The organism is Sphaerospermopsis sp. FACHB-1094, assembly GCF_014696195.1.
Classification (GTDB): Bacteria; Cyanobacteriota; Cyanobacteriia; order Cyanobacteriales; family Nostocaceae; genus Sphaerospermopsis; species Sphaerospermopsis kisseleviana.
Genome location: NZ_JACJPT010000156.1, coordinates 1 through 9,579 on the forward strand (window position 1 = coordinate 1; position 9,579 = coordinate 9,579).

11 protein-coding genes are annotated in these 9,579 nt (G+C 39.1%); 7 read left to right on the forward strand and 4 right to left on the reverse strand.

Annotated elements, in window-relative coordinates:
* Positions 1-116: 116 nt before the first annotated feature.
* Complete coding sequence (locus H6F47_RS25475) at positions 117-1,004, forward strand: phosphatidate cytidylyltransferase (RefSeq protein WP_137669010.1); 888 nt, start codon at positions 117-119, stop codon at positions 1,002-1,004.
* Positions 1,005-1,028: 24 nt separating this feature from the next.
* Positions 1,029-1,238 carry a hypothetical protein gene (locus H6F47_RS25480; RefSeq protein WP_199291300.1) on the forward strand — a complete coding sequence of 70 codons (210 nt, stop codon included), beginning with the start codon at positions 1,029-1,031 and terminating at the stop codon, positions 1,236-1,238.
* Here the strand turns inward: H6F47_RS25480 and H6F47_RS25485 are convergent.
* Entirely contained in the window at positions 1,228-1,941 is a 714-nt protein-coding gene (locus H6F47_RS25485; RefSeq protein ID WP_190651565.1) for a DUF2993 domain-containing protein, read from the reverse strand. The genes H6F47_RS25480 and H6F47_RS25485 overlap by 11 nt on opposite strands.
* Before the next feature lie 184 nt (positions 1,942-2,125).
* On the opposite strand from H6F47_RS25485, the gene H6F47_RS25490 reads away from it, so the two are divergent.
* A complete protein-coding gene (locus tag H6F47_RS25490; RefSeq protein WP_137669013.1) occupies positions 2,126-2,896 on the forward strand; it encodes a pseudouridine synthase in 771 nt (256 codons plus the stop codon).
* Positions 2,897-3,083: 187 nt separating this feature from the next.
* Positions 3,084-3,884 carry a RodZ domain-containing protein gene (locus H6F47_RS25495; RefSeq protein WP_190651572.1) on the forward strand — a complete coding sequence of 267 codons (801 nt, stop codon included), beginning with the start codon at positions 3,084-3,086 and terminating at the stop codon, positions 3,882-3,884.
* A 248-nt stretch (positions 3,885-4,132) separates the two neighbouring features.
* Here H6F47_RS25495 and malQ read toward each other — a convergent pair whose 3' ends face one another.
* Entirely contained in the window at positions 4,133-5,638 is a 1,506-nt protein-coding gene (gene malQ / locus H6F47_RS25500; RefSeq protein WP_190348235.1) for a 4-alpha-glucanotransferase, read from the reverse strand.
* Between the two features lie 88 nt (positions 5,639-5,726).
* Here malQ and H6F47_RS25505 point away from each other — a divergent pair, with 88 nt between their 5' ends.
* The 3 genes from H6F47_RS25505 (at position 5,727) to H6F47_RS25515 (ending at position 7,638) form a co-directional block, all read left to right on the forward strand.
* Positions 5,727-6,182, forward strand: a complete 456-nt coding sequence (locus H6F47_RS25505; protein ID WP_096566894.1) for an NUDIX hydrolase — start codon at positions 5,727-5,729, stop codon at positions 6,180-6,182.
* A 456-nt stretch (positions 6,183-6,638) separates the two neighbouring features.
* A complete protein-coding gene (locus H6F47_RS25510; RefSeq protein ID WP_190651567.1) occupies positions 6,639-7,481 on the forward strand; it encodes an SPFH domain-containing protein in 843 nt (280 codons plus the stop codon).
* Complete coding sequence (locus tag H6F47_RS25515; RefSeq protein ID WP_206755165.1) at positions 7,468-7,638, forward strand: hypothetical protein; 171 nt, start codon at positions 7,468-7,470, stop codon at positions 7,636-7,638. Before H6F47_RS25510 ends, H6F47_RS25515 begins: the two co-directional genes overlap by 14 nt.
* Here the strand turns inward: H6F47_RS25515 and folP are convergent.
* Complete coding sequence (gene folP, locus H6F47_RS25520) at positions 7,607-8,464, reverse strand: dihydropteroate synthase (RefSeq protein WP_137667922.1); 858 nt, start codon at positions 8,462-8,464, stop codon at positions 7,607-7,609. The two genes, H6F47_RS25515 and folP, sit on opposite strands and share 32 nt — an antisense overlap.
* A gap of 129 nt (positions 8,465-8,593) precedes the next feature.
* Complete coding sequence (gene tpiA / locus H6F47_RS25525; protein ID WP_096566902.1) at positions 8,594-9,319, reverse strand: triose-phosphate isomerase; 726 nt, start codon at positions 9,317-9,319, stop codon at positions 8,594-8,596.
* Positions 9,320-9,579: the final 260 nt, after the last annotated feature.

Sequence of the window (9,579 nt, forward strand, 5' to 3'; positions counted from 1 at the left end):
GATTTCAAGAGATGGCAAAGAAATTTTCAAATCTCCTCCTGACTCCTGACTCCTGACTCCTGACTCCTATGCCCTCACGGAAAGACTTTCTCAGCAACCCCTAAAATACTATTATTATGCCTTGGTCAAGAATTATTAGTGGAATTATTGCGATCGCTCTAGCTTTATCTTCAACCCTTTTAGGTGGTTGGTACTTTACCATAGCTATGGCGATCGTTGTCTTTTTAGGTCAACAAGAATATTTTAATTTAGTTAGATCCAGAGGTATTGCTCCCGCAGCTAAAACTACTATAGTTGTCAGTTTAATTTTACTGGCTATTTGTACTCTCAATGCCAGTTTAGCGGATGCTATCATGCCCATAGCAGGAACTTTTATTTGTTTTTACCTGCTTTTTCAACCCAAATTTGCTACCATTGCTGATATTTCCGCTTCTATTATGGGGCTGTTTTATGTCGGTTATTTGCCGAGTTACTGGGTACGTTTGCGAAATCTCAATAGTACAAATATTATTAGTAATCTTCCCTTTGGTGGCTACTGGCCTGAAAACTGGAATCAAATTTTTACCCCAGAAAATATCACTGGTTTACCTGAAGGTTTAACATTTACAGTTTTAACTTTTTTATGTATTTGGGCTGCTGATATTGGTGCTTATTTTTTTGGTAAGTTTTTCGGTAAAACTCCTTTATCAAATATCAGTCCGAAAAAAACTGTAGAAGGGGCAATTTTTGGTATTAGCGGCAGTCTCATAGTAGCAGTAGCCGGTGCTTATTTTCTCCATTTTCCTTACTCTGTGATCTCTGGTTTAACTTTGGGTTTATTGATAGGTGTTGCTAGTCTTTTAGGCGATTTAACTGAATCTATGTTAAAACGAGATGCAGGAGTAAAAGATTCAGGACAATTGATACCCGGTCATGGTGGTATATTAGACCGGACTGATAGTTATATTTTTACCGCCCCTTTAGTTTACTATTTTGTCACACTCATTTTACCTTTGTTAAAGTGATAGTTGATAGTTGACAGTTGATAGTTGATAGGGAAACATCAAATTTATTACCCAGTCACCAGTCACCAATCACCAGTCACCAATCACCAATCACCAATCACCAATCACCAATCACCAATCACCAATCACCAATCACCAGTCACCAATCACCAGTCACCAATCACCAGTCACCAATCACCAATCACCACTTATCAATTGTCAATTATCAATTGTCAATTATCTATTATGGGTTGACGTTGATGCGTCCACGACATAAGATTTGGCTAGATTCCAAAGTTAATTCTTGGAGGTCAACGTCTGAACCAAGGTCTAAATTGTATCCAGGATTATTTTCTAAAATTGGTTCTTGATTATACAGAATTTTAATCTGTGTTAATTGTAGTTCTTGACTGTTCAGCAGTTCTAGACCTAAAGAAATTTCTAAAGATATAGGTTCTCTGTCAGTTGCTACAAGTCCATACAGTATTAAATGCTGATTGTCAAGTGTAATTTTCTGCCAACAAATAGGCTTGTATTTTTCCCATAATTCTGGTAATAGTTTAAACAGTACATCATTTAAGCCAGTTGATAATAATTCCGATGAAAGAGATTTATTCAGATCCCCTTCATCTACCACCAGTTCACCAACTACGGGAACTATTTCCAATAATTTAAGGGGTTTACCCCTGACTATGGAACCAATGTTTATCTGTATATTTTCAGCTGAAAGTTGAATGCGTGTAACATGGATACCCTGATAAACTACATTAGTAGCAAAAATAGATACCACAGGAATACAGCCAGAAAGGATTTGGCGATCGCTTGCTCCAATCTCTATATCAATCTGTGATACTTGAGTTAATTGTGTTTTTAGCCATAGCTTAATTGCCGTGGTTAGTGCTTGAGTAATTAACCTTATTTTCTTACTATTGGCGGATGGGGGGTTTTTATCTGTCATTGAACAAGGTTATTGCTTAGTATTTGATATTTGCTCAAAAATCACGAGATATTAAACAGTTCTTAACTGTAATGGTGATTGCTATTAACTGAGAAATGGCAAGATTCACTTTTAGGTATCAACTCCACAAAACTTGGAACAATTAATAATAAGTCTGAATTAACAAAGTATACAAAATTTATACATGGAGGCACGAGTACAAAAAATTATTTCTCAATGGGGTATAGCCTCACGTCGTGAAGCTGAGGAGATGATTAAGCAATCACGAGTGCAGATAAATGGGATTGTGGCACATTTAGGTCAAAAAGTCGATCCCCAACGAGACACTATTTGCATTGATGGTAAACCTATTTCTCACAGCGATCGCCCAGCTTTAATCTATTTGTTACTCAACAAACCCGCTGGAGTAGTTTCTACTTGTGATGATCCCCACGGTAGAACTACGGTTTTGGATCTATTACCCGAAAATTTACACAAGGGTACTGGTATTCACCCAGTGGGGCGTTTAGATGCTGACTCTACCGGAGCATTAATATTAACAAATGATGGAGACTTGACATTTTCGCTAACTCATCCCAGCCATAATATCTCTAAGACATATCATGTTGTGGTTAAAGGACATCCCCCAGAAACAGTTCTGAAGATGTGGCGTGAAGGTGTTGTACTAGAAGGTAAAAAAACACGACCTGCTAAAGTACGCTTAATTGAACGTTTGGACAACCAAAGCAAATTAGAAATAATTTTACAGGAGGGCAGAAATCGTCAGATTCGCCGTGTAGCTGAACAGTTAGGATATCCTGTGATCCAACTGCATCGCACTGCCATCGGTTCAATTCAAATACAAACACCAAAAGCTGGTTTTCTCGGTGTTGGTGACTATCGTCATCTCACCCCAGAAGAAATTATTTTTTTAAAGAATCAGTTCAGTAATAGACAACTAACAATGAACAATTGACCATTGCCTCTTCCTAAGAGTTAGAATCTTGAAAAACCGGAATTTTTGGCTTTTTTTACCTGGAAATCGGGGATTTTCAACCTTGAATAACACAATTATCAATTGTCAATTGTTAATTATCAATTGATAAAACGGATACCTAATTAATGATTAAGTTGAGTTAAGGAGTGGAATAAAAATTATGAAATTGAAATGGCTAAGAAAAAAAGATGAAAAACCCAGCAAACCATCAATAGAAGAACAACAGGCGGAAAAATTAGCACAAATGGGCGCTAAACTCGCGGTTTTGCGTCAACAAAAGGGTTTATCTATAGATGAAATTGTGTTAATCACCAGAATTCCTCGGCGACTATTAAACGCCATTGAAGTAGGTGATTTAAGCGATTTACCAGAACCTATTTACACTCAGGGTTTAATCAGGCAATTTGCTGATGCACTAGGGGTGAAGGGTGCTGAATTTGCCAGCCATTTTCCTCTCGGTTCTCAAAAAGTCAGTTTTCAACGCAATTGGCAACCCCAACCCTTTTTTCAACTGCGTCCTTTTCATCTGTACTTGCTTTACATTGTCGTCATAGTATGCTCTGTAACTAGTTTATCTCAGTTATTGAATCAAACCGCTTTAGAAGCAAACAATAGCCAAAATCAACTAAAGGCGGAGAAAAATGACGATTTAAAGCCTCAGAAACTGCAAGCCCAGGATTTAAAGGCAATTCCATCTGATATCAACAGTTCAGAAACTGAAACTGTAGAAATTGATGTTACCTTGCAGTCCTCATCTTGGGTTCGTATTGTCGCTGATGGTAAAACCGAGTTTGAGGGAGTTCTACCAAAAGGATCTCACCGCAAATGGAAAGCTGCTGAAGAACTGACCGTAAAAACTGACAATGCTGGGGGTGTGTTGATGAGCGTTAATCAGCAACAACCTAAACAAATGGGACAACCGGGGAAATTTCAGGAAGTCAGGATTGCCGCTAAGGTCAGGTCTTGAAACGTCGTGCGCCAGTAGGGATAGGTTAACCAAGTATTAAATTTATCAGTGGCATACAACACAATATAGAAAACATTGCTGTTATCTGCCAATATCATCTACTACACATAACTAAAAATAGCTATGTTTCCTTGAGACTGCTAATTAGGTTAAACCAACCCCTACTAACCATGAAGTTTTGAGTACGGAATGCAGGTTTCAGCTTTATACTACGCACCCAGAAAAAGTTAATCAGGAAAAGTTAATCATCAACTTATGGGAGCGCGTCCATAAAGATTGGTGAGAATTTTCAAGCGATCGCTTAATTCCTTAGTCAAAACCTCTTGCTGATAACGCCATTCCCAATTACCCTCAGCCGTACTGGGATAATTCATTCTGGCTTGAGTTCCCAATCCCAAAACATCCTGTAAAGGAATAATCGCTTGATTAGCGATGGAACTCAAAGCTAAACGAATTAAATCCCAGTGTATACCATCAGGGCTAATATTTCCCAAATATAACAATAAATTTTGCTTTTCGTAATCATTCGTAGTATTGAACCAGCCTAGAGTCGTATCATTGTCGTGAGTGCCAGTGTAAACTACTGCATTACGTGGGTAATTAAAAGGTAAAAACGGATTACCAGGATCTGAACCAAAGGCAAATTGTAATACCTTCATCCCCGGAAACTCAAATTGATCTCGTAGTGCTTCCACTTCTTCTGTAATAATCCCCAAATCTTCGGCTAAAATCGGTAATTTGCCCAGTTTTTGTTTAATAACTGCAAAAAATTCTACCCCTGGCGCTTTGATCCATTCTCCATTGATGGCGGTTTCTTCTCCTTGGGGTACAGCCCAATAAGCCTCAAACCCTCGGAAATGGTCAATCCGAATGATATCAACATAATCCAGCATAGCCTCAAAACGTTGCACCCACCATTTAAAGTCCTGCTTTTGCAACTTTTCCCAGTTGTAAACCGGGTTGCCCCATAATTGACCAGTGGCGCTAAAATAATCTGGTGGAACTCCTGCCATTAAAGCCGCTGCACCTGTTTCTTCATCCAAAGCAAAAAATTCAGGATTTGCCCATACATCAGCACTATCATGAGCTACGTAAATGGGGATATCACCAATAATATCTACACCATTTTGATTAGCGTAATTCTTGAGTTCTGACCATTGACGGAAAAACTCATATTGGATGAACTTGTAATAAAATATTTCTTGTGTTAACCCTTGTTCCATCCGGGCCAATGCTGCGGGTTCTCTTTTTGCCAGTTCTAGTTCCCAAGTGTACCAACTAGCTCCATTGTGGGCATCTTTGAGCGCCATAAACAAAGCATAGTTATCCAGCCAATAGCCTCTGGTGTTGCAAAAAGTGTGAAAAGCTTTTCTTTGGATAGCGGTGGCGTGATGTTTAAAATTTTCGCAAGCTTTTTTGAGCAGATTGGTTTTAATGGGAATAACTCGCTCAAAATCCACTTTATCAGCCGGAAATGCTGGTAAATTCGCAAAATCTGCTTCAGATAACAAACCCTCATCTACCAGCTTATCTGGACTAATCAGCAGGTGATTTCCTGCCATTGCTGAGTAGCACATATAAGGAGAATTACCATAACCAGTAGGTCCTAAAGGTAAAACTTGCCAATATTGCTGGTAGCTATCTTTGAGAAAATCAATAAAACGATAAGCTTTATCCCCTAAATCCCCAATGCCGAAACGACTGGGGAAACAAGTTGGATGCAGTAAAATTCCGCTTGATCTAGGAAAAGGCATAGTTAATGGTGAATGTGAGTAGATTGTTGATGAGGACTTACACAAATGTTACATTTAATTGATTTTTTAGGGACACTAAATTAAAAATATGTTGATTCTTAACAATAACAACAGAAATCCTGCTCCTACCGTTGATATTATTATTGAATTAATTGATCGACCTCATCGCCCGATCATTCTGATTGAAAGACATAATGAACCTTTAGGATGGGCTATTCCCGGAGGGTTTGTAGATTATGGTGAACCTGTGGAAGTGTCAGCACGCAGGGAAGCCGAGGAAGAAATAGGTTTAAAAATAGAGTTAATTGAACAGTTTTTGGTTTATTCTGATCCTAGTCGTGATCCTCGTCAACATACAATTAGTATTGTATTTTTGGCAACTGCGACGGGTGAACCTGTTGCGGGTGATGATGCTAAGGGTGTAGGTGTTTTTGAGCCTTGGTGTGTACCGATTAACTTATGTTTTGACCATGACCGGATTTTGCGGGATTATTTCCGGTATCGGAATTATGGGATTCGTCCCCGGTTGGGATTAGAGAAATGAGCAAGTCCTAAGTTGACAATTTCATAGACAAAACTATACTTGTATTGACAAAAATCAATATATTTTTAGGAAAAAATCAACTACTTGATATATAATACGGTGATATCAAGTATTGAATTGAGACTATTGCCGACGCGAAAACCAAGTAATGATGGTGGTAGTCTTTTTCAGAAACTTAATTGGAACACAATCGCGTCTGGCTAAGGCGTGAAAGTCTACTGAGGGATAACTGCTCCCATGCTCCCGTTGAAGTAGAAAGTAAAGTCTAGTTTTGTCTAGGTTTTATATAGCAGCTACTCATCGGATAATAGTTCCAACAAGCATCAACAAATATTGTAAAATATCATGCTGTGTAAGAATTCAGGATACAGAATACAGGATTCCTGAATTCTGATTCCTGACTTCTTACCATACTGTTTTATACTCAATTCTCTCCAGCCCTAAATAGGAGTATATATGGAGCCAATTATTGCTATAGTTTTAGCACTCATAGGTTATGCTTTAGGATCTGCAAAACTGGTTAATCAAGGTAATGAAGCTCTAGTTGAACGCTTGGGAAAATATCATCGAAAACTAAAACCAGGACTTAATTTCATTGTTCCCTTTCTTGATCAAATTGTTATGGAAGATACCACCAGGGAACAGATTTTAGATGTTAAGCCCCAGAATGTCATTACTAAAGATGGTATTTACATGGAAATAGATGCAGTCGTTTACTGGCGCATTGTCGAGATAGAAAAAAGCTTTTATGCAGTTGATGATTTGCAACAGGCACTTTCAAATTTAGCTACAACTACAGTGCGGGAAGTTATAGCCCAGAAAACTGTAGAGGAAGCTAATATGTCTAGGGCAGATATGGACAAAAGCATATTAGATCAATTAAATCCAACTTCACGGACTTGGGGAGTCGAAATTCTGCGGTTGGATTTTCAGCGAATTACACCCCCTGAAAGTGTACAGAAGTCAATGGAAGAGGAAAGAGCAGCAGAAATTAGAAAACGGGCGGTAATCGCTGCTGCTGAAGGTGAGAGACAAGCAGCTATTAAGAAAGCCGAAGGAACTAAGACTTCAATGGAAATTATTTCTGAAGCTATACGTTCCCATCCCGAAAGCAAAGATATTTTAAGATATCTTGTAGCTCAAGATTATGTACAAGCCAGCCAAAAATTGGGCGAAAGTAATAACGCTAAAATTGTGTTTGTAGATCCAGCTAATTCTACAGATATGTTTCAAGAATTAATTGCTGAATCTGTAACTAAAGAAGATGATGGTAAAACTTCTGGTAATGGTAAGAATTAGAGGCAAAAGGCAAAAGGCAAGAGGTAAAAGTAAATTAATTTTACCCAATCACCAATCACCAATCACCAATCACCAATCACCAATCACCAATCACCAATCACCAATCACCAATCACCAATCACCAATCACCAATCACCAATCACCTGTCGATAGATAGCATCAGCAACTAGGGAGACATCACGCATTTCGGCAACATCATGAACTCGGAGGATATCAGCACCATTAAAAATGGCAGCACAACAGGCCGCTGCTGTTCCCCAAACTCTGGCTTTTGGTTCTGGTTGATTTAAAATTTTGCCAATAAAACTTTTGCGGGATGCTCCCACTAATATGGGACACTTTAGGGTTGTGAATGTTGGCAAACTGCGAATAATTTCTAAATTCTGATCATAATTTTTGGCAAAACCAATACCCGGATCAATAATTATTTTTTCCTGTTGAATACCCGCTGTAATTGCGGCTTTTATTTGTTGAGATAAAAAACTATAAATTTCTCCCATCAAATCTTGATAATCTGTATGTTGTTGCATGGTTTGGGGAGTTCCCCGAATGTGCATTAACATGATTGGTACATCTAATTTGGCTACTGTTGGCAACATTTCTGGATCATAAGTACCACCAGAAATATCATTAACAATATCTGCCCCAGCTTCTACAGCAGCTTGAGCTACTTCTGCTCTAGTTGTGTCTACAGAAATAGGAATAGTAATTTTTGGTCTAATGACTTGCAAAACCGACAGCACCCGATCAAGTTCTTCTGTGAGGGTGATTTGTTCTGCTCCTGGTCTGGTTGATTGACCACCGATATCAATAATATCAGCACCAGCGTCTACCATTGTTTGCGCTTGAGCTAAAGCGGCTGAAGTTGTGTTAAATAGACCACCATCACTAAAACTGTCTGGGGTGACATTTAAAATTCCCATTAAATATGTCCGTTGTCCCCAAGTAAAACAACGTTCTCTAATAATTAATTGATTTGACATACAGGAGTCAGGAGTCAGGAGTCAAGAGTCAAGAGTCAAGAGTCAAGAGTCAGGAGTCAGGAGGCAGGAGGCAGGAGGCATTGGAAAATAAATCAACTTTTGCCTTTTGCCTTTTGCCTTTTGCCTTGGTTATTGATAATTGACAATTCTGGCAAAACTATCAGCTTCTAAACTTGCACCGCCGACGAGAGCGCCGTCAATTTCTGGTTGTGCCATGATTTCATCAATATTATTGGGCTTGACTGAGCCACCATATTGAATTGATACGTGAGGATTCGTCAGTTGATCACGAATTAAACCAATGACTCGATTTGCTTCTGTGGCTTCACAGGTGTCACCGGTACCAATCGCCCAAATTGGTTCATAAGCAATAATCAAGTTAGTTTGATCAACATCTACTAAGTCTTTTTCTAACTGGGTGCTAATCAGTTTTTCGGTTTCCCCTGCGTCTCGTTGCTGTTTGGTTTCACCAACACAGAGAATGGGTGTCAGTCCGTATTTTTGCGCTGCTTTGAGGCGCAGATTCACTGTTTCCTCTGTTTCGCCAAAATATTGTCGTCTTTCGCTGTGTCCAATGATGACATAGCGCACACCGATTTCTGTGAGCATGGGAGCAGCAATTTCACCCGTGTAGGCTCCATTTTCTTCCCAGTGAACGTTTTGTGCGCCCAAGTTTACACGGCTACCGTGTAAATATTTGGACATTACACTTAAATCTGTGAAGGGAGGACACAATATTACCTCTCTTTCTGAGGGTGTTTCCTCCAGGTGAGGCAGAAATCCGCTTAGGAAATTTTCTGATTCTGCCTGGGTTTTGAACATTTTCCAGTTGCCGGCAATAACTATTTTTCGCACAGGTGATTTTGTCAAGATGCTAACGCTACTAGATCAATTTTTAACTGTACTACTTTTTCGGACATTCCTTGTCTATCAGGAGAGGAAAGTGCTAGTGTTTCGCCCAAAGGCGTAATCGCTATAAGAGGATGTTTTAAAAGTCACTGAGAGTGTATCAAATATTTTTTACCCCTCCCTAACCCCTCACAGGGGTAGGTTTTTAATATTATCTGTTGAGGCAGGACTAGGAAGACAAGGAGGGAAAGTAGACAAGGAAGATT

Bases quoted from the DNA above. Each gene is read 5' to 3' on its own strand.
- H6F47_RS25485 (WP_190651565.1), bottom strand. From the start codon at position 1,941: ATGACAGATAAAAACCCCCCATCCGCCAATAGTAAGAAAATAAGGTTA.
- folP (WP_137667922.1), bottom strand. From the start codon at position 8,464: ATGTCAAATCAATTAATTATTAGAGAACGTTGTTTTACTTGGGGACAA.
- H6F47_RS25515 (WP_206755165.1), top strand. From the start codon at position 7,468: ATGGTAAGAATTAGAGGCAAAAGGCAAAAGGCAAGAGGTAAAAGTAAA.
- malQ (WP_190348235.1), bottom strand. From the start codon at position 5,638: ATGCCTTTTCCTAGATCAAGCGGAATTTTACTGCATCCAACTTGTTTC.
- H6F47_RS25510 (WP_190651567.1), top strand. From the start codon at position 6,639: ATGGAGCCAATTATTGCTATAGTTTTAGCACTCATAGGTTATGCTTTA.
- H6F47_RS25505 (WP_096566894.1), top strand. From the start codon at position 5,727: ATGTTGATTCTTAACAATAACAACAGAAATCCTGCTCCTACCGTTGAT.
- H6F47_RS25490 (WP_137669013.1), top strand. From the start codon at position 2,126: ATGGAGGCACGAGTACAAAAAATTATTTCTCAATGGGGTATAGCCTCA.
- H6F47_RS25475 (WP_137669010.1), top strand. From the start codon at position 117: ATGCCTTGGTCAAGAATTATTAGTGGAATTATTGCGATCGCTCTAGCT.